This window comes from Aquimarina algiphila, from assembly GCF_947494415.1.
Lineage (GTDB): Bacteria > Bacteroidota > Bacteroidia > Flavobacteriales > Flavobacteriaceae > Aquimarina > Aquimarina algiphila.
The window spans coordinates 88,199-109,468 of record NZ_CANLVC010000012.1; the positions used below are offsets into that span (position 1 = coordinate 88,199).

Sequence of the window (21,270 nt, forward strand, 5' to 3'; positions counted from 1 at the left end):
TTTTTGTTAAAGATTAAAACAAACTATGTTTTTTTCTCGTTTTATGAGTAAATTGATGTAATGCCTTATAGTATTCTGATAAACAAATAATTATGATGCATAAAGTTCAAAATATAGTAGTTCTAATGATGCTTTTTATTCTTTTTGAGAGTTGTATAAATTCTAAGAAAGAAAACAAAGAAGAAGATCATCAAGAAAAAATAGAAACTCCTGATCAAACCCAAAATGAAACCATTACGAGATGCAGTACAATGGAGGTACTCGAGAAACATATGGTTAGAACTCCTGGGTTACGATCTAAAATGGAAGCTATTGAAAAACAATGCGAAGCCTTTATTAAACTTCGAAAGACAGGTCGAGTCAACGTTACTGATACAATAGCTATACCAGCTATAGTTCATGTTATTTACAATACAGAAGATGAAAATATAAGCGAAGAACAGATTCGCTCTCAAATCGATGTACTTAACAAGGATTTTACCAAAACCAATACCGATATATCGCAAGTACCAGAAGAATTTGCAGAAATAGCCTCTACAGTTAATATTCATTTTTCATTAGATAGTATTATAAGAGTCTCTTCAACAAGGCCTTCATGGGGTACCGATGATCAAATGAAATTTTCTTCAAATGGTGGTTCTGATGTAATCACTCCAGAAACACATCTTAATATATGGGTCTGTGCTATTGGAGGAGGTATATTGGGATATGCACAATTCCCCGGGGATAGTGCATCAACCGATGGTATTGTAATTTCGCCACAATTTTTTGGAACTAAAGGGTTTGTTTCACCTCCTTTTGACCAGGGAAGAACAACAACTCATGAAGTAGGACACTGGCTTAATTTAAGGCATATCTGGGGAGACGGAAACTGTACTCAAGATGACTTTGTTGAAGATACTCCTGCATCCGATGGCCCAAATTTTGGATGTCCGGTATATCCATCTGTCCGTTGTAACTCAAATGATATCACGATGAATTATATGGACTATACAGATGATGCGTGTATGTATATGTTTACAGAAGGTCAAAAAGATAGAATGAGAGCCGTTTTTGCAGAAGGAGGACCAAGAGAAAGTTTTGTAAAACCCTCTGTTGTTAATTAAATATCTAATTTGGTATTTTTAAATAAAAAAAGAATTTATATGAGTAAGTTCATGTTCTTTTTAAGCACCTTTTTTTTGTTTTCTTCATGCCAGGAAACGAAACGGGTATATATTGGCAGTACTTTGGTTGACTGTATAGGGGTAGCACCTCAAAAATGCATGTTATATAAAGAAAGTCTTGCCGATGAGTGGACTTATTTTTATGATGCTATTGATGGTTTTAAATATGAAGAAGGATATGATTATGAAATCGAAGTAAAAGTATCTAAAATAGAAAAACCTCCTGTCGATGGTTCTTCATTACAGTATACTTTTGTTAAAATGATATCAAAAGAAAAAAATCCAACTATAGCCCATAACGTGCCGGTAAAAACTATACCAAATCAAGGTGTTATCATTACAAACATTGAATATCAAGCACACTCAAGAGGTTCATTTTTTCAAGTCAAAATTAATAAAGATCGCATTGAGAAAACTTCAGATAGAACCTTAAAAAATAGTGCTTCAAAAAATTGCTCAAAAGAAGATTGGAATACTATTCTTTCCCTTCTGGAAACTATAAATATCGATCAGATTAATACGTTAAGCTCACCAACGGAAAAACGATTTGTAGATGGTGCACTACAAGCTCAACTAAAGATTATCTCTTCAACCAGGGCATATACTTCTAATAGCTTTGATCATGGCAGTCCTCCCAAAGAAATACAACAATTAGTTAATACTATACTATCATTGGCAGAAAGTATTGAATAGCAACAATTCTTGTCGTACTTTTGTTGAAAATTTGCAAGAATGACGATACAAGAAATTCAGGAAGAGATTGTGGATGAGTTCGGTATGTTTGAGGACTGGATGCAACGATATGAATACATGATCGAGCTGGGAAAATCACTTCCTCTTATTGAGGAAAAATACAAAACCGAAAATAATATCATTAAAGGATGTCAAAGTAAAGTATGGGTACATGCCGAAATGAAAGATGATAAAGTCGAATTCACTGCTGATAGTGATGCTATCATAACCAAAGGTATTATCGCCATACTAATTCGTGTTTTTTCTGGTCAGCATCCCTCTGCTATTATTAATGCAGATACAGATTTTATTGACGAAATTGGCTTAAAAGAACATTTGTCGCCAACACGAGCAAACGGTTTGGTAAGTATGATTAAGCAATTAAAAATGTATGCTATTGCATATCAAACACAACTAAATTAATCCTTTTTTGTCAGGCTTAGCCTGTCGAAGTCGACTAAAAAATAATGAAAATGAGCGAAATCACTATAGATACTAATGAACTAGGAGAAAAAATTGTAAGAGTACTAAAAACAATTTATGATCCAGAAATTCCTGTTGACATATATGAATTAGGACTAATTTATGATGTCTTTGTTAATGAAGATCATGATGTAAAAATCCTTATGACGCTTACATCTCCCAACTGTCCGGTTGCAGAATCTCTTCCTCAGGAAATACAGGAGAAAGTAAAATCTCTAGATGCGGTCAATGATGTAGAAATGGAATTAACTTTTGATCCACCGTGGTCTCAAGATCTTATGAGTGAAGAAGCAAAATTAGAATTAGGAATGCTTTGATTTGATTTTACGTAACTTTCTAAAATAGGAAAATGAGTCCTGAACACTATAATAAATTAGAAAGAATGTATCTACAAGCTAACATTAACACCGAATTGTATGATACTACCAAAGTCAAAATTTCTGAAGAAATAGCTCAAATAGAACTAGAAATTTCAGAACAATACTTCCATGCTCTGGGAGCTATACATGGATCTGTCTATTTTAAATTACTTGATGATGCTGCTTTTTTTGCTGTAAATTCGATTGTAACAGATGTTTTTGTTCTTACGACTTCGTTTAACATTAATTTGGTGAGACCTGTCAACAAAGGAATTATTACAGCTATAGGAAAAGTAAAATTTAAGTCTAGAGGTCTATTTGTTGCAGAATCTATATTATACAATGAAGATGGAAAAGAAATTGCATTTGGAACTGGAAATTTTGCAAAAAGCAAAATAGAATTATCAGAAAAAATAGGATATCAATAGCCCTATAAAAGAACAAAAAAATAATGCGATGGCTGAAGAGAAGATTGTAAATAGAGTTGCCAATAACAAAAACCTAATCACCTTTGATTTAGAAGATTACTATCCTGAAGGTAATCGAATACTTTTTGATATTAAAGATTGGCTTTTTGAAGGTCTACTTTTAAGAGAAAAAGAGTTTAGAAAACATATTGCAGAACATGATTGGAGTCAATACCAAGATACTTATGTTGCACTCTCATGTTCTACAGATGCAATTATACCTGGTTGGGCTTATCTGCTTTTGACTAGTGCTGTACTACCTTTTGCAAAAAAAGTTGTTGTTGGGTCTTTAGAGAATCTTGAAACCATACTTTATAATGAAATTATAAATACTCTTGATTTTTCAGAATATCAAGATAAACTTCTTATCATAAAAGGCTGTGCCAATAAACCTGTTCCTCAAGGCGCATATATTTCTTTAATACAAAAATTACAGCCTATTGCTAAAAGCATAATGTATGGAGAAGCATGTTCATCTGTTCCTCTCTACAAAAGGAAATAAGTCTTTTTATCTGTTAATTTAGTCTTTTATCGAAAAGTACTGGTAAGATATCTTTAACTCATGGCAAAAATCGTTACTTAAAATATATTTGCCAACATAAATTTTTATCCAGATTATTTATTTTGGTTAAGCCACCCCTCTTGACTAAAGTGATCATCTGATCAAAAATCTTAAAACTATCTTATCACATGAAAAAAACATTTTTAACAGTCGTACTATGTATTAGTGCTACAATGCTATTTGCACAAGAGGAAGAAAAAAAAGACGATGCTCCAAAAGATGGCTGGACCAAAAGCGGAAACATTAGTTTTTTGTTTAATCAATCTGCTTTTAATGCAGAATGGCTTGGAGGAGGTACCTCTAACATTGCAGGAAATTTATCTTTGTCCTATGATTTTAATTATCGTAAAGGAGACCTAACCTGGGATAATAAGGTCCTTGCAGATTATGGTCTAACAAAAATAAAAGACCAGGAATTTACCCGTAAAACCAATGATCGATTCGAATTTAACTCTTTGGTAGGTAAACAAATTAAAGAATCATTATGGTATTACTCTTTTTTCTTAAACTTTAGAACACAATTTGCTCCTGGATATGTATTTGGAGAAGAACCTGTACTGGATGCAACTACCGGAGATGTTATTGGTACAAGAGAAACCAGAACAGAAACAACACATATTTTCTCTCCTGCTTATTTACAATTAGGCCCTGGTATGTTATGGAAAAAAAGTGACAACCTAAAGGTAAATATCGCTCCTGCAACAGCTAGATTCATTTTTGTTGATGGGGATTTTACTGATGTAGGGAATGATCAAGCAGCAATTGATGCATTTAATGATGCCGGAGGATATTTTGGAGTTGACGCCAATGACTCTTTTCGTTTTGAGTTTGGAGCTGCACTTAATGGGTATGCTAAATTTGAAATTATGAAAAATGTATCAATGGAGAATATTTTAAATCTATATTCTAATTATCTTGAAGATCCACAAAATGTTGATATTGATTATACTGCAAATATTGTAATGACGATCAACAAGTATTTGTCGACAAACTTAACTTTTCAAGCCATCTATGATGATAATGCCATTGGAGCATTTCAGATTAGAGAGGTATTCGGACTGGGTGTAAATTACGGTTTCTAAAAATAAGAAACGATACAAATAAAAAAGTGCTTTTCTAGTATACTAGAAAAGCGCTTTTTCTTTATTCAAAAGGATAATTTCATATGGAACTCATACTCATCTTCCCCAATTATTTTAAACCCATTTCGTTCATATAAATATTTTGCTGGATTTTGTTTTAATACTTTTAATGTTAGATTCTTATGAGAAGTTTCAGCCTTTATGGCCAAATCTTTAATTAAGCGCTTTGCTATTCCTTGACCTTGATATTTAGGTAACACCTGTATTTGTAATATTTCTATTGTTTTTTCCGTTTCTATACACTTCAATAAACCAGCCATCTCAGTTGATTTTAAAATCAGGTAAGCACTATCGTAATGAAAGTTTATTCTAGATAAATGTTCTTCGTCAGACAAATAGATTCCGGCTTTTTCTAAATGTTCTACCATGGTCAATTTTCTCAAGTGAAGAAGAAAGTTTTTATCTTTCTCTTTTGCTTTTACTAATTTTAATTCTTTCATAAAAGATCGTATTACCAAACGAATATACTTCTATTCCTTAAAAAGCAAGAGCGAGGATAACAAAAGTACCTCGCTCCATTTCAATATATTATTTGTTTAGCGGTTTATTTTGAACGATCCTCTGCAGCAGGGATTCTTCTTTTAGGCTTTTTATCATTTTCTTTTAGCGTTTTCATAACCTCTCCTATTGCACTATCAAGCTGCACATCCATACCCTGAGCATCTTTACCTGGATCTTCTGGAATATGAATATCTGGTTCTACACCATGTCCTTCTGCAAACCATGTACCATCGGGATTATACATTCTAAAAGTTGGTACGGTGACATAGCCTCCGTCGATTAATTCTGGTGCTCCCGAAATCCCGATCAACCCTCCCCAGGTTCTTGTGCCAATAAGTGGTCCTATTTTTCTTTTCTTGAAATAATCAGGAAAAGCATCTCCTCCACTACCACTCCATCCATTGATAAGCATTGCTTTAGGTCCATAATGTCCTCTTGGGGGCCATGCCCAATCATTACCTTCTCTTACCTTATAATAGCTTAGTAATGGCCTGTTTAAAAGCTCTACAAATCGATCAGGAATTTGACCTCCATTATTAAATCTTTCATCGATAATTAATCCATCTTTATGATGTTGTGCATAGAACATTCTAACCAATTCTTCTTGTCCGTCTATTCCTGTACTAGGAACATAAATATAGCCTATTCGTCCTCCTGATTTTTCCTCAACATATTTTCGTTTTTTCTCGATCCAGGCAAGGTTTCTAAGCCTTGCTTCGCTTTTTATAGGACGAACAAGATAACGCTTAGCATTCTTGCCATCTGGTGTTTTACTAACCTCAATCTCTACGGTTTCATCTGCTTTTCCTTCTAATGCAACAAAAGGATCTGCATAATCTGTTAGTGCTATTCCGTTAACACGTAACACATAATCACCTTCCTCTACTATAACTCCAGGTTTTTTAAGTGGAGATTTTACCTCTGTATCCCAGGGAGCAGGTTCAATGATCTTTTTTATTCTGTATTTACCCTGATCCATTTCCCAGTCAACACCCAGATATCCAGTAGTTTTATTTGGGCTTCTTTTTACATCTCCACCACCTCTGTATGTATGGGAAGCATTCAATTCTGCAATTAGCGCGCCTGTTATTTTATTCAGATCATTTCGACTTGCTGCATATTCAATCAAAGGTTCATACTTTCTTTTCATCGCATTCCAATCCAGTCCGTGTAAGTTTTTATCGTAGAAAAAATCTCTTTCCAATCGCCATATATCTGTAAAGATTTGTTTCCATTCTTCTTTTGGGTTTACCGTCATTTCCATCTTAGAGGTATCTATTTTGTCCTCTAGTGACTGATCTTTAGCTACCTCTATGACACCCATTTTTCCTTCACTGGATACTAATATGTTATTTCTATCAAACGAGAGTTCGTAATCTTCTACATTCTCCATAATGGTCTTCTCCTCATCCTCTTTAAAATCATAATACTTTAATACAGATTTTTCTTCTTTAGATCCAGTTCGGGGATGTTTTAAGAAAATGATTTTATCTTCTGCCGCACTTATTCTTCCCGTATTTCCTAATTCTACCGGTAAGATTATCATTCTTGATTCTATTCCTTCAAAATCTATAACTACTGGTTTTTTATCTTTATCATCATCCTTCTCTTCTGTCTTCTTCTTTTTATCCTTGTTTCCTTCTTTTTTATTTTCTTCTTCCTGTATGGCAACCTCATCATTTTTAAGTTCGATAGGGTGTATCGCATCTTTGGTAAGTGGTATAATTCCTATTTTGGTTGCATTAGGATAGGTCCAGCTATTATCAAAATCACTATATACAGGGTCAAATACACGGTCTGTTGTACAATAGATATAGTTGTCGTCTGCAGAAAAAACAGGATTACTATCGTTATAAAAAGCAGAAGTTATAACATGTTTTTCCTTTTTTTCTACAGCATATATAACAATATGCTGATTTCCGTTTTCATGAGAATTTGCATAAGTCACGTATTGACTATCACTGGACCAGCTTACTGAGAATTCTGACAACCCTCCTTGAAATAATTGATTTTCCTGATCTATAGCCTCAATTGTTTTATTAGTAACGTTGGCTAACTTTATATGCATTTCCTGATCTATAAAAATCAGTTTTTTGCTATCTGGAGACCAGAATAACTGGTACCTAAAACCAGGACCTTGAGTGGCTATTTGTTTTTCTGAATTAGTTTTTAGGTCTCTGATCATTAACTCATATTCACCTGTTTTATCACTCCAATATGCAATGTATCTTCCGTCTGGAGACCAACTAGGATATCGCTCTGCAACACCACTGGTGCGTGTTAGGTTTTTGGTAACTCCATCTTTTCTTGGCACCGAAAAGATATCACCTCTAGCAGCTACAACGATCCTGTTACCATCAGGAGCAATTCGTATATTTTGTATGTATTTTTCTGCTTTTTTTACCTGAGGTTTTAATGCTGTAAAATCTCCAATAGCACTTATTGATATTTCTTTTGTCGCTTTTGTTGTTACGTCGAGAAGAAATAATTTACCTCCGGCTTCAAAAACGATTTCGGTTTTTCCTATTGAAGGTCTCTCGATATCAAATTCATCAAAAAAAGTGACTTGCTCATGTTGTTTTGATTGTAGATTATATTTCCAAATATTGAACTTTTTAGAAGCATCCTTATCCGAAAGATAATAGAGATCATCATTATTCCACATTGGTAATTCATCATTACTATCATTCTTAGTAATGTTTTCAGAAGTCAACGTTTTAAGATTAAAAAGATAAATATCAGAAGCCATTCCTCCTCGATATCGTTTCCAATTTCTGCTAAGCCTGGACTTATCAGTCATAGCAACAAGTTCTCCATTGGTATGTATATCCAATTCTTCAACTTTGCTTATAGGCATTGATATTGGTAATCCTCCTTGAATTGATATCTTGAATGCTTTAGCAAATCGCTGTTTTCCACTCTTCATTCTCGAAGTGTATATTAAAAACTTACCATCTTTGGTCCAACCTTTAATGTTGTCTGGCATTCCGTGAGTAGTTACTCGTTTTGGAATGCCTCCTGTGACAGGAATGGTATAGATGTCGGTATTACCATCATAGTTGGCGTTAAATGCAATAGTTTTACCGTCTGGAGAAAATTTCCCCATAGTTTCTCTTCCTTCTTTTGTAGTTAAGCGATGAGCTGTACCTCCTTGCTTAGTAACAATCCATAGATCATCAGCATATGTAAAACATATATGAATCCCAGATACATCTGGGTATTGTATCATTTTTGCAGGTAGCTGGCTATAGTTTACGTTTGAGAATAAGCATAATATGATAAATAATGCAATACTCTTCATGAGATTTTTCATAATATGAACGTTTTTGTGATTGATATGTGTTATTTGTTTAGACCTATAATTACTTAAAATGTTACATCAAATGAACTGATTATTAACTTGTTCTATTTGCCTGTCACAAGATCAAAAATATCCCAAAACATCTTCTCATTTTATAATATTTTGACACATTAACCTACCGTTAACGTTAATAGAGTGTACAATTACCAAATAATAAGGGGTTGATTTGTTAATGTTAATAGATAAGTGAACCAAGATAAATATTCTGGTATGACGTTAACATAAAAGCAATTTTCTATGGATTTTTTAATGAATATTTTTGATTTGAAAAAGCTTGGGACATACCGTATATTTGCACCAGCCCCTGCAATAGAAGAGCAAATGAGAGGATTTTTTTTAACTGTTTCAATTCTTTTTTTAATAACAGATACTTCTGGCCAGGAAAAAGAAAAAACAAAACGTCTGGACTCCATCCAGGTGGACTTAAAACGATCTCTGGATAGTATTTTAAAAAACACCACAAACGACCTGAATATCATTGTTTTAAAGCAAAAACTAAAAGAAATTACTCCTAAAAAACCAAAAGAAGAACATATTGGATGGAAAAATAAGGCAAACTTCTCTTTACTTTTTAATCAATCTGCCTTTAATTTTGATTGGCAGGGAGGAGGAACATCTAATATCGCTGGAAATGTTGCCTTAACCTATGAATTCAATTATAAGAAAAATAGCTTGACCTGGGACAACAAAATGATTTCGGACTATGGTCTTACTTTTTTAAGAGGAGAAGATTTTCCTAGAAAAACGAATGATAGGATAGAATTTAACTCAAGGCTTGGACAAAGAATTGGAAAAGGCTTTTGGAATTATTCGTTGTTTATTAATTTCAGATCTCAATTTGATAAAGGATATCGATTTACAAAAGATCCTGATACCGATGAAACTATTCGTATCGAAGAAACCCACTTCTTTTCTCCAGCATTTATACAAGTTGGTCCCGGTATATTATGGAAAAAAAGTGATAATCTAAATGTAAATATTGCTCCCGTGACATCTCGTATGATATTTGTGGATAAAGAATTTACTAATGTTGAAGGGTACGAAGATGGGGATTATTTTGGTGTTGATGGAGGTGAAAGTTCTCGTTTTGAATTTGGTGGTTCTTTAGCCGCTTATGCCAAATTTAAAATGTTGAAAAACGTAACTATGGAACAGCTTCTCAATCTCTACTCTAATTATATAGAAGATCCAGAAAACGTTGATTTGGATTATACTTTAAATCTTAATTTACAAGTCAATAAATACATCACCGGAAGTTTTGTCTTTCAATCCATTTATGATGATAATGCGGCCAGTGGATTTCAGATTCGAGAAGTAATTGGATTAGGTCTTAAATATGAATTTTAGACGTGTGCCATTTACATTTTGAATGTACCGAATAAAATACTCTTTCACAGTACGTTCAAAATATAACTGATATTATTCTTCCATAATCTCTGGATACAAAAAGTTATTATACGGGAAACGGGTGACATGAATATCTCTTACTTCTTTATATACCCGATTTCTAAAATCATCTATATTTTCTTTATGTATTGCAGAAATAAATAAAGCATTATCTCCTATTCTACTCATCCAAGTTTGTTTCCATTCTTCCAAAGTATAATGTGCTTTGGTTCTTTCGGTAGTTAGGTCATCATCATCTATCGTTTGATGTTGATAAGAATCGATTTTATTAAAAACCATGATAGTGGCCTTATCTCTGCAATCAATCTCACCAAGTATCTTATTCACAGATTCTATATGGTCTTCAAATTGAGGGTGAGAGATATCTACTACATGAAGTAATAAATCGGCTTCTCTAACTTCGTCTAAGGTACTTTTAAAACTTTCCACAAGTTGGGTTGGTAGCTTTCTTATAAACCCAACAGTATCACTAAGTAAAAATGGAAGGTTCCCGATAACTACTTTTCTAACCGTAGTATCTAATGTGGCAAACAATTTATTTTCTGCAAATACTTTACTTTTGGCTATAACATTCATCAAAGTAGATTTACCAACGTTGGTATATCCTACTAAAGCAACTCGAACCAATTTACCACGGTTTCCTCTTTGTGTAGCCATCTGTTTATCAATAGTTACTAATTTCTTTTTAAGTAAAGAAATTCTATCTCTAACAATCCTTCTATCAGTTTCTATTTCTGTTTCTCCAGGACCACGCATTCCAATACCTCCTCGTTGTCTTTCTAAGTGAGTCCATAGACCCGTAAGCCTGGGAAGTAAATATTGATATTGTGCCAACTCAACCTGAGTTCTTGCATAGCTTGTCTGTGCACGTTGTGCAAAAATATCAAGAATCAAGTTTGTTCGATCAATGATTTTGGCTTTCAGAATACGCTCTATATTGCGTAATTGACCTGGCGATAATTCATCATCAAAAACTACAGTTCCAATTTCATGCTGCTCAACATAAGCCTTTACATCTTCCATTTTACCACTACCTATAAAGGTTTTGGAATTGGGCATATCCATTTTTTGGGTAAATCGTTTTACCACTTCACCTCCGGCAGTATAGGTAAGAAATTCTAATTCATCCAAAAATTCTTCAAGCTTTTCCTCATCTTGGTTTTTGGTTACAATTCCTATTAAAACCGTTTTTTCGTATGCTATTTCCTTCCTTTCTAACATTAGCTACCTTATCTTCTATATCTTAATTTATTATATTGTGCTTTTAATCAAGTGTACAAAAGTACAATAATAATATACTCAGAAGTCTACAATCCAAAAGGTTTCTTAGAAAATTAAATCCTATGGCCAATACATATTATTTCAATAAAAAATCTACAAATCATTATACCGTAGCATTTTATAATCTTGAAAACTTATTTGATACTAAAGATGATCCACATACTCTGGATGAAGATTTCTTGCCAGATTCTGAAAAACAGTGGAATCGAAGTCGATATGAAAAAAAAATATTTAAACTTGGAACTGCTATTTCCAACATCGGATTTTCTAAAACGAGAAAAGCTCCTATCCTTGTTGGCGTAGCCGAAGTTGAAAATAAAAGTGTTCTCGAAGACCTGGTTAACTCTAAACATTTAAAAGGAAAAAACTACGGTATTGTTCATTATGATTCTCCCGATGAACGAGGTATTGATGTAGGTTTACTATATCAAAAACAATATTTTGAAGTTACTAATTCTGAAAGTGTTCAGGTTTTGGTTGACAATGAAAATGGGATGAGAGATTATACTCGAGATATTTTATGGATTACAGGAAATTTAAATAATGAACAGATTCATGTTTTAATAAATCATTGGCCCTCGCGAAGAGATGGTGCCGAAACTACTGCTTATAAACGAATCGTTGCTGCCGAAAGAAATCGTGAAATTATTGATCAGATCACTGCTGAGGATCCTAATGCAAAAATCATTATTATGGGAGATTTTAATGATGACCCATCTAGTCAAAGTGTAAAAAATCACTTGGTACAACATGATCTTTTTAATCCCATGGAGCAACTCCTTACTCGATATAGCGGTAGTACCAATTATAGGAATCAGTGGAATTTATTTGATCAAATTATTTTCAGTCATAATTTCCATAAATATGAAAAAGGAAAACACAGCTTCTCTGATGCAGCCATATTCGATGATGATTTTCTAAAAATCTATAAAGGCCGATATAAAGGAAACCCTTTTAGAACTTATATTGGACGAAAATACATAGGTGGATATAGTGATCATTTTCCTGTGTATATAAAACTAAGGCTCAACTAAAATTATAAAACAGGGGATTTTAACCCGCTGAAAATAGCCGAAAAAGAGTGTTAATATCATTCTAAATTATAATAGCCAAATTGTTTAAAAACGAGACACCTTGATCAAAATTGATCAAGGTGTCTTGATTATATAAAAAGGATTCTGTACTCCTTTCTACAAAATAATTTCATTGGTTTAAAACAAAATGTTTTTTTAGCATCAATTTCTAATTATTCTCAATGTCTTTTCTCTTTGCTCATAATTAATTTTAACAAAATACATCCCAGACTCAAGATTGGCCGTATTTAATTCTACCTCTTTTGAGTTGGATTGAACTTGAATAGTTTTTAATACTACTCCAGAAATGTTTATTAAACTAACGCTAGTACCTGTCAATATATCCTCTCCTTTAATGACTAGTTTATCCTGAACGGGATTATTAAATGTTTCTACACTAAAGGCTGTCAATGGTAGTGTGCCCTCACAATTAGGAGCAGCGGTCTCTTTACTAAAATAAATAGTAAAACCTCCTGTTTTAGAAACTAACACAAAATTACCTGTATCTACCGTTGTCCAATACGCACCATCCAATCCTGTAAATCCAGAATCTGTAATTGTAATTGATGGTTTCGTAGTATTAAAGTTTTGTGTGATTTTTGGTAAGAGATTAATATACCAATCGGGAATACCGTTATTGGTACCTAAAGAAAACTGGTATAATCCGTTATTCGCAAGATCCCAATTTATAGTAAAATTAGTAGCGTTATCTAGATTTGGGCCTCCATTACCTATAACATATATATTCTCGAATGCAGAATTAATAGCCGGTAACGCCTCAGTAGTTGGTGTTCCAAAAGCACAACTCACACCACCATTGCCATCGGTAACATTAATCGTTGTGGTCTTTGTTCCAGTTTTACTTCCATCACTTACTGTTAATATTACAGTATACTTTCCAACAGTAATATATTCATGTACTACAGTTATACCTGATCCGGTATTTCCATCTCCAAAATCCCAAGTATAGGTTAATGTATCTCCATTTGCATCTGAAGATGCAGAAGCATCAAAACTTACTGTCACAGGTGCAATGCCTAAAGTTGGTGTAGCTGTAAAATCAGCCACTGGTGCTATATTGTTATCAGATACTACAATATCTTGAGTAACAGGAACAGAAGTATTTGTACCATCACTCACCGTTAGGCTTACTGTATATGTTTTGATCTCTGTAAATGTTACTTTTGGAGTAGCTAATGTTGATGTTTCACCATTCCCGAAATCCCAGGCATAGGTAATTGAATCTCCATTTGGATCTGAAGAAGAAGTGCCATCAAAAGACACCTCTAATGGAGCAACACCCATTTCTGGAGTAGCTGTAAATGAAGCTATTGGTTCTTGTGATGGTTCTCCGCCACAATTTGGTGGTGTGCTAAATTGCATTTTGGTATCAAAATCTGTATTTGTATTGATCACAATATCTTTCAATATTAATTCTTCTCCTACAGACGATGTGATTCGTAACTGCATTGGAGATTCAATACCTGCTGGTTCTATAAAAAAGTTAAATAACTTACGTTCTACATTAACCCATGCATTATCTTTAAGATATTCCATTTTTGATACTGCATGTTTGAGATCACGAAACTGAATTGCAGTCCAATATTTTGTAGATCCTGATTTAAAATTAACTTTAATTGTTTTACTAGCTGCTAATGGACATGGAACGAATTTCCAGGTAATAGGTACTCGTCCATCTATTGGATTTGCAACTTCAGAAAATGCCTGCTGTGTTAAATCTACATCACCTGGTTTACATTCTGGACAACGATCTACAACTTTTACAATAGTTTTGCCGAGAGAACCGGTTATCTCTAGACAAGCTCCACAAGCATTACTACCATCATAATCTGTATTGTTTAATGCACAATGCATAAAATCATCTGCTGCTACTGGAAGCGAGCAATTTCCTCCTTCGCTTCCTGCTACACCTCCATAAAAAGTAGCTTCTCCAGATTTTATACTGTCATTACATTGCGCCACGCAATTTACATAGCATGATACATATGCTATAATAATTAAAAATTTAAGTTTCATAGTTAAGGTTTTAAAAGTGGGTTAATATCCTCTTAGGTTATTATAAAATATCCTATACCTTATACAACTATAAAACTGTATTCATATTTTACTTTAAGAATTCAATCCATACAATTAAACAATAATATATATTATCCTTGCTCAAAAATTTAACCTTCCTTCGCCTATGATTCCGGTAGAAAAAGTATCCCAGCAAAGATCACAAGTATTGTCCAACCAAACCTCGGCCTCTGAGACTATATCAGAAGCTCCTACAGCAAATTGTACCTGATCTGAGTCCAATATTATCAAATAGTATCTTTTTAGGTACCACCCATCTTGACCTTGTAGTTGAATAAATGCATTTCTTAATTCAACCCACGCTACATCTTCTTTAGGTAAATTAGTTTTTATAAGATAATAATCCCATCCGCCTTCTCGATCATCTCCTTCGTTATCCAAAATAACATTGATGTCGTAGTACTCTCCTTTATTGGTATTAAAACCTACATGAGCTTTCACTTTGCCACCAGTATCATTATCTTTTTTTGTCCCGGTATAGTTCCATATCCTGTACAACAATTCTGTACCCGAACCTTTATTATCACTCTTATTATTGGTTAAATACACCGCTACGGCTTCATTAAATTTTGTAGACGCTTGTTCCTCGCTTACATCTCCATCAAAGCTCATATGTAATAACGGACTTATTGTTTCTAATTCAGCTTCATCTATAATTTTATCACTGTTTCCTGTTGTGCTCATAAAACCTGCCTGGTCATTTGTATTTATAAACTCTGTAACCCCGTCGGGTTGTTCGCATGATACAATAAGCAAAACACCTAAACTAATCCAAACCATCTTTTTAAAACCCCCAAGCTTTTTCATTTATTCTGTGTATTTAATTCATAATATTTTCTGGATATGAATTAGTGTAAAACATGTTCCCCAACACGATAACTAAACTCCATACAAAAATCTACCTTATAAATATAAATTATTGATAATCAAATACAAAGGGTATAAAATCCTATTTCACCAGGGTGGTTTTACCCTTTTTAAAAACGTCTTTTTCGCCCTTTACTTTTTATTCTTCATTTGGCTTAATGTCTTCTATATGTTTAAATCTCTAGGTTTCAGATAAATTCAATAACAGAAAAATTACTTGTTAAAGTTTTTTTAACATAGTAAGAATGATCAAATCGATCTAATGCCATACCTTGCGTAACGCAAAAAATCACACAAACAAACTAATAGTCATGAAATTAAAATTACTTTTAATTCCATTTGTCATCTCTTGTTTTTTAGGGGCTCAAAATGGATTTACGCAGTCTGTATTTATTAATGAAATTCACTACGATAATGCAAGTACAGACGTAGAAGAAGCAATAGAAATCGCAGGGGTTGCAGGAACAGATCTTTCTGGTTGGAGCATTGTTTTGTATAATGGATCAAACAATTCTGTTTACAATACAATATCAATTTCTGGAATACTTCCTGACCAACAAAATGGTTTTGGAACCTTAGTAGAAATTCTTCCTGTGAATGGATTACAAAATGGTTCTCCTGACGGGATCGCCTTAGTAGATAATAATAATGCTGTAATTCAGTTTCTAAGTTATGAAGGCGTTATAACAGCAGTTGACGGTCCTGCAGCTGGGGTAACAAGTACAGATATTGGAGTATCAGAATCTAGTAGTACAAGTGTAGGTGCTTCTTTACAATTATCAGGAGCCGGTACAGTAGCATCAGAATTTATTTGGGAAACTACACCTACAAACACTTATGGAGCAGTAAACACAAATCAAACTTTTGGAACACCAGTTATCGTTCCTGTAATTAATGAGTTTTTATTTAACCATACAGGATCAGATACAGACGAATTTGTAGAGATATTGGCTGGATCAGAAACTGATCTAAGTGAATATTGGATATTAGAAATTGAAGGAGATAGTAATGCTTCTGGAACTATAGATGAGGTAATACAACTTGGGACTACCGATGTTAATGGATACTTCACTACTCCATTTGGCAGTAATACTTATGAAAACGGAACTGTAGCGCTACTTCTGGTAAAAAACTTCACAGGAAGCTTAGGACAAGATCTTGATACCAATGATGATGGTATTTTGGATATTACACCTTGGGAAGAACGTATAGATGACATCGGAGTTAATGATGGTGGTGCATCAGATCTTAATTATGCTACCGTTACATTATTGCAATCTTTTGATGGAAATTCATTTACTGTTGGTGGGGCTTCAAGGTTTCCAAACGGTCAAGATACCGATGTTGTAACTGAATGGACTAGAAATGATTTTGATGGGAGTGGACTACCTAGTTTTCCAACAGCTATTGCAGAACCGGGAGAAGCCGTTAACACTCCTAATCGCGAAAACGTTGTTATTGACAATGTTGATCCAACCGTATTAGTAATCAACGAAATTGACGCGGATACAGATGGATCTGACGTTCTGGAATTTGTTGAATTGTTTGACGGCGGAGCAGGAAATACTTCTTTGGACGGGCATATATTAGTATTCTTTAACGGTTCTAATAACCAAAGTTATGCTACCTATGACTTAACTGGTTCTACAACCAATGCTAATGGATATTTTGTTATCGGAAATGCTGATGTTGCCAATGTAAGTATAACATTTCCTGGTAATGGATTACAAAATGGAGCTGATGCGGTAGCGTTGTATAAGACAGAAGCTACTAATTTTCCTAACGGAAGTGCCGTAACTACTGAAAACTTAATTGATGCTATTGTATATGACACTAACGATAGTGATGATATAGAATTATTGGTCTTATTAAATACTGGAGAACCTCAGGTAAATGAGGATGAAAAAGGAGATAAGGATTTTCAATCTTTACAACGTTTTCCTAATGGAACGGGAGGATTAAGAAATACAACTTCATATACACAAGCTATTCCTACTCCAGGAGCAGCTAATACAAATGCAACAGAGGTTGTCAATCTTATTATTAACGAATTGGATGCAGATACTCAAGGTTCAGATGCATTGGAGTTTGTAGAATTATATGATGGTGGAACAGGAAATACTTCTCTTGACGGGTATGTATTGGTAAATTATAATGGAAGTAACAATACAAGTTATAATGCTATCGATCTGGATGGATTCTCTACAAATGCCGAAGGATATTTTGTAATTGGAAATGCAGATGTTGCCAATGTTGGACTAGTGGTACCAGGAAATTCTTTCCAAAACGGTGCTGATGCTGTAGTCTTATATTTTGGTGACGCTACCAGCTTTCCTAACGGAACAGCAGTTACCACAGAAAATATCATCGATGCCATTGTGTATGATACAGATGATAATGACGATGCAGAGTTGTTAGTATTACTAAATGCAGATCAACCACAAGTTAATGAGAACGCAAATGGAAGTAAAGATGGTGAATCCCTGCAGAGAGTACCCAACGGACAAGGAGGCGCTCGTAATACAGATTCTTATGTAGCAAAAGCTCCTACACCAGGTACTGATAATGATGGTGTTATTGTAACACCAGGTGAACCTGTAACTATTGCTGAAGCCAGAGCACTGGCAGAAGGCACTCCTGTAACTATTGCCGGAGTATTAACGGTTACCGATAGTTTTAATGGCCCTGCATTTATACAAGATGCTACAGGTGGTATTGCCGTTTTTGATGATCTGGTACAAGCAGACGCTAACATAAAAGTTGGAGATTCTGTTACAATAACAGGGGTCAGAGCTGCTTTTAATGATCAGATTCAGATCAGTTCTGTAGCAGAAGTAGTAAATAACGGTCTTCCGCAGAATCCTATTACCCCTTTAGACATTACGCTTACAGAACTTGCAAACCATCCAGGTGAACTTGTTCGTGTTCTTAATACCACCTTTCCAAATCCAGGTGATCTTTTGTTTGGAAACGCTAACTTCACGCTTACCGATGCTAGCGGAAATGGAGAATTACGTATCGACAATGACGTAGCTTCTGTGGTAGGAAAAGCACAGCCTGCTACTTGTTCAGAAATCACAGGAGTAGTGGGACGTTTTAGAGAATTCTTCCAATTGTTACCAAGGCAAGAATCTGATATTCCTTGTGCAGTAGAATTTATTCCACCTGGAGACACCGTAGGTTTCCCAAAAGAAGACACTTTTGATGTTGTAACATGGAATATCGAGTGGTTTGGTGATGAAAATAACTCACCAGTAGGCCAAAACCCTATGTCTGATGCTATCCAAAGAGATAGTACTGCTACTGTGTTAAGAAAATTAAATGCTGACGTATACGCAGTAGAAGAGATTGCTGATGACGCCTTGTTTGGTGAATTGGTAGCACAATTACCTGGTTATGATTATATTCTGTCTGATGCCGTCTCTGGGCCTGGCTCTGGTAGAGTATCTCAAAAAGTTGGGTTTATTTATAATACTGAAACTGTTTCTGTAGTAAAAACCAGAGCAATGTTTACTTCTATTCATCCATTATATAATGGTGGAGATGACTCTGCTTTGGTCAACTATCCAGATGAAACATCACGTTTTTATGCAAGCGGAAGGTTACCATTCTTAATGACAGCAGATGTTACTATTAATGGAGTAACAGAGCGTATAGATTTAATAGCATTACACGCCAGAGCAAACAATAGTAGTGATCCGCAAAATAGATATGATATGCGTAAGTATGATGTCGAAGTACTAAAAGATTCATTAGATGTAAATTTTGCTAATAATAAAGTTATTCTTCTGGGAGACTATAATGACGACGTAGATGAGACCGTAGCAGATATTCCATCCACTATTTCTAGTTTTCAGGAATACGTTGACGATACTGCTAATTATACCATTGTCTCTTCTGCATTAAGCGAAGCTGGATTTCGTTCTTTTATTTCAAGAGATAATATGATTGATCATATTGCTATCACCAATGAACTCGATGATGCGTATATACAAAATTCTGTAACTGTTCATTATGAAGTATATGATAATGATTATGCGTTTACCACTTCAGACCATTTACCTGTTTCTGCACGATTCTTACTAGAACCTGAATTTGTTGACAATGAATGTTCTGTTGGATCAGTTATCGCATTTGATCAAGGACCAAGAAAAGATGGAAGAAGAATATCTTATTTTAGAAGCAGACCTGAGCGTGTTATAGGAAATCCAAGAGAACGAAGATTTATTAATTTTGTAAGCTTAGGATTTGGTGGATCCATCACCGTAGAATTAAACAATGAGATTTTTGACAACAAAGATACTAATGAATTTGCGGTATTCGAATCTACAGGATTCTTTGATAATATTCCTTGTAACTATTATCCTGAGTCTGCAGAAGTCTTTGCTTCACAAGATGGTGTAAACTTCGTTTCTTTGGGAACGACATGTCAGGACGGAGAATTTGATCTTGCAACTGGTAATTTACGTTCTGCTAAATTTATTAAAGTTGTGGATATTAGTAATCGAGCTATTTTTCCTTGGTTTGCAGATGGATATGATCTAGATGCAATCGTATGTCTTGAAAACGGAGAACGTATTGCTGGTAAAAATGCAGTTGCTTATGCAGATAACCCAACAGCTATGGAAAGTGAAATGTTTAATGAAGAGTTTGGTATAGAAGAAGCAGAAGTAGCTGTCTCTCCTAACCCTGTTCTGGATCAATTATCTATAGAATTTAGTACATCAATTACTAAAGGAGATGTAGATATTATGATTACAGATGTAACCGGTAAAACGGTATATAACCAATCCGTTAGACTTAATAATGGACAGTCTAAAGTCTCTGTAAATATGAGTGATTATCCTAAAGGATTTTATGTGGTACGTGCTTCAAATGTAAACGGAACTCTTAATGTCACTAAAAAGATTATTAAAAAATAATTGAATTCATCTTTTAAAAATTGATGAAATATAAAATAAAAACCCTGCGAAAAAACTTCGCAGGGTTTTTTGTTTATTAAAGTTTTCCACTTTTAATATTGTAAATAAAGATTATAATTAAACTACTAAAACAATCCAAAGATCTTTTTTCTCTTAGCTGTATTAGGTCTATTAAGATCAAGAATGTCGGTTACTTTATGTTTATCAAATCCATCAAACAAACTATCTACTCCTTTTTTCATCTTAAGCGCTACTTCTTCTGTATACAATGGTATTAATGCAAAAAAGTTTACTGTTTTATTCTCTAGTTCCAAAGACATAAACTCCTCTCCTAGTGCAATCGAAGGAAGTAATAGCATGGTATTTAATCCTGTATTTTCTGTAAATGGTGCTGGAGGATCCCCATTAGGTATTGTATGTCCGAAACCTAACCAGGTATCATATTCATGAGGAAATCTTGCTAAAAATTTAAGCCAGTATATCGGCCAATAGTTACTATCATCTTCAAAATCTTCTTGTGATATTTTCCATTCCTCGGGTAAGCATATGCATAATTCTGCATATGCAGCATTGTCTACCCCTTCTGGTGTATTCATTGCTTTATCACTCATCCCCGAAGTAATTAAAGTATGAAATGGTTTTTCTTCTGTAGGTTGTACCCAATGTACATCTATATGAACCTTATCAGAGATAATTTCATGAAAAACCATATGTATCGGTCCGATATACTTTTCTATATGATTTGATATATCTTCAATAGTATCATCATCTCCAAATGCTGGCTCGAATTCTTTAGGGGTTTTATTCTCATATCTGTAGATCGGAGAACCTGATTCTGATTTTTCCATTC

Annotated in this window: 16 protein-coding genes; 10 read left to right on the plus strand and 6 right to left on the minus strand. The window is 34.2% G+C overall.

Annotation, left to right across the window (positions count from 1 at the left end; genetic code table 11):
• The first annotated feature begins 92 nt into the window (after positions 1 to 92).
• The 7 genes from PQF96_RS26670 to PQF96_RS26700 all read left to right on the plus strand — a co-directional run bounded on the left by PQF96_RS26670 (position 93) and on the right by PQF96_RS26700 (position 4,851).
• Entirely contained in the window at positions 93 to 1,106 is a 1,014-nt protein-coding gene (locus PQF96_RS26670; RefSeq protein ID WP_333968284.1) for a zinc metalloprotease, read from the plus strand.
• A 39-nt stretch (positions 1,107 to 1,145) separates the two neighbouring features.
• Entirely contained in the window at positions 1,146 to 1,859 is a 714-nt protein-coding gene (locus tag PQF96_RS26675; protein WP_271769994.1) for a DUF4377 domain-containing protein, read from the plus strand.
• 39 nt (positions 1,860 to 1,898) lie between these two features.
• Positions 1,899 to 2,321: a SufE family protein gene (locus PQF96_RS26680; RefSeq protein ID WP_109436288.1), complete on the plus strand. Its 423-nt coding sequence runs from the start codon at positions 1,899 to 1,901 to the stop codon at positions 2,319 to 2,321.
• 50 nt (positions 2,322 to 2,371) lie between these two features.
• The gene (locus PQF96_RS26685; RefSeq protein WP_109436460.1) at positions 2,372 to 2,698 is read left to right on the plus strand and encodes an SUF system Fe-S cluster assembly protein; all 327 of its coding nucleotides are present in this window, start codon (positions 2,372 to 2,374) and stop codon (positions 2,696 to 2,698) included.
• 32 nt (positions 2,699 to 2,730) lie between these two features.
• Entirely contained in the window at positions 2,731 to 3,168 is a 438-nt protein-coding gene (locus PQF96_RS26690; RefSeq protein ID WP_109436287.1) for a PaaI family thioesterase, read from the plus strand.
• Positions 3,169 to 3,196: 28 nt separating this feature from the next.
• Positions 3,197 to 3,709 carry a DUF2480 family protein gene (locus PQF96_RS26695; protein ID WP_271769996.1) on the plus strand — a complete coding sequence of 171 codons (513 nt, stop codon included), beginning with the start codon at positions 3,197 to 3,199 and terminating at the stop codon, positions 3,707 to 3,709.
• A 188-nt stretch (positions 3,710 to 3,897) separates the two neighbouring features.
• Entirely contained in the window at positions 3,898 to 4,851 is a 954-nt protein-coding gene (locus PQF96_RS26700) for a DUF3078 domain-containing protein (protein ID WP_271769998.1), read from the plus strand.
• A 65-nt stretch (positions 4,852 to 4,916) separates the two neighbouring features.
• On the opposite strand, the gene PQF96_RS26705 is transcribed toward PQF96_RS26700, so the two are convergent.
• On the minus strand, positions 4,917 to 5,351 hold the full coding sequence (locus tag PQF96_RS26705; RefSeq protein WP_271770000.1) for a GNAT family N-acetyltransferase: 435 nt from the start codon (positions 5,349 to 5,351) through the stop codon (positions 4,917 to 4,919).
• Positions 5,352 to 5,455: 104 nt separating this feature from the next.
• Positions 5,456 to 8,725, minus strand: coding sequence for a S41 family peptidase (locus PQF96_RS26710; protein ID WP_271770002.1), 3,270 nt, complete (start codon positions 8,723 to 8,725; stop codon positions 5,456 to 5,458).
• A gap of 285 nt (positions 8,726 to 9,010) precedes the next feature.
• On the opposite strand from PQF96_RS26710, the gene PQF96_RS26715 reads away from it, so the two are divergent.
• A complete protein-coding gene (locus PQF96_RS26715) occupies positions 9,011 to 10,120 on the plus strand; it encodes a DUF3078 domain-containing protein (RefSeq protein WP_235010953.1) in 1,110 nt (369 codons plus the stop codon).
• 72 nt (positions 10,121 to 10,192) lie between these two features.
• Here PQF96_RS26715 and hflX read toward each other — a convergent pair whose 3' ends face one another.
• The gene (hflX, locus tag PQF96_RS26720) at positions 10,193 to 11,401 is read right to left on the minus strand and encodes a GTPase HflX (protein WP_109436282.1); all 1,209 of its coding nucleotides are present in this window, start codon (positions 11,399 to 11,401) and stop codon (positions 10,193 to 10,195) included.
• 122 nt (positions 11,402 to 11,523) lie between these two features.
• Here hflX and PQF96_RS26725 point away from each other — a divergent pair, with 122 nt between their 5' ends.
• Positions 11,524 to 12,495 (plus strand): endonuclease/exonuclease/phosphatase family protein, encoded by a 972-nt coding sequence (locus tag PQF96_RS26725; protein WP_109436281.1) that lies wholly within the window; start codon positions 11,524 to 11,526, stop codon positions 12,493 to 12,495.
• Positions 12,496 to 12,696: 201 nt separating this feature from the next.
• Here PQF96_RS26725 and PQF96_RS26730 read toward each other — a convergent pair whose 3' ends face one another.
• Both PQF96_RS26730 and PQF96_RS26735 read right to left on the minus strand, forming a co-directional pair.
• Positions 12,697 to 14,571, minus strand: coding sequence for an expansin EXLX1 family cellulose-binding protein (locus PQF96_RS26730; RefSeq protein ID WP_271770004.1), 1,875 nt, complete (start codon positions 14,569 to 14,571; stop codon positions 12,697 to 12,699).
• 141 nt (positions 14,572 to 14,712) lie between these two features.
• Positions 14,713 to 15,438, minus strand: a complete 726-nt coding sequence (locus PQF96_RS26735) for a hypothetical protein (protein WP_271770006.1) — start codon at positions 15,436 to 15,438, stop codon at positions 14,713 to 14,715.
• Between the two features lie 371 nt (positions 15,439 to 15,809).
• Here PQF96_RS26735 and PQF96_RS26740 point away from each other — a divergent pair, with 371 nt between their 5' ends.
• The gene (locus PQF96_RS26740; protein WP_271770007.1) at positions 15,810 to 20,420 is read left to right on the plus strand and encodes a T9SS type A sorting domain-containing protein; all 4,611 of its coding nucleotides are present in this window, start codon (positions 15,810 to 15,812) and stop codon (positions 20,418 to 20,420) included.
• Between the two features lie 125 nt (positions 20,421 to 20,545).
• Here the strand turns inward: PQF96_RS26740 and PQF96_RS26745 are convergent, their stop codons facing one another.
• A complete protein-coding gene (locus tag PQF96_RS26745; RefSeq protein WP_271770009.1) occupies positions 20,546 to 21,268 on the minus strand; it encodes a suppressor of fused domain protein in 723 nt (240 codons plus the stop codon).
• Positions 21,269 to 21,270: the final 2 nt, after the last annotated feature.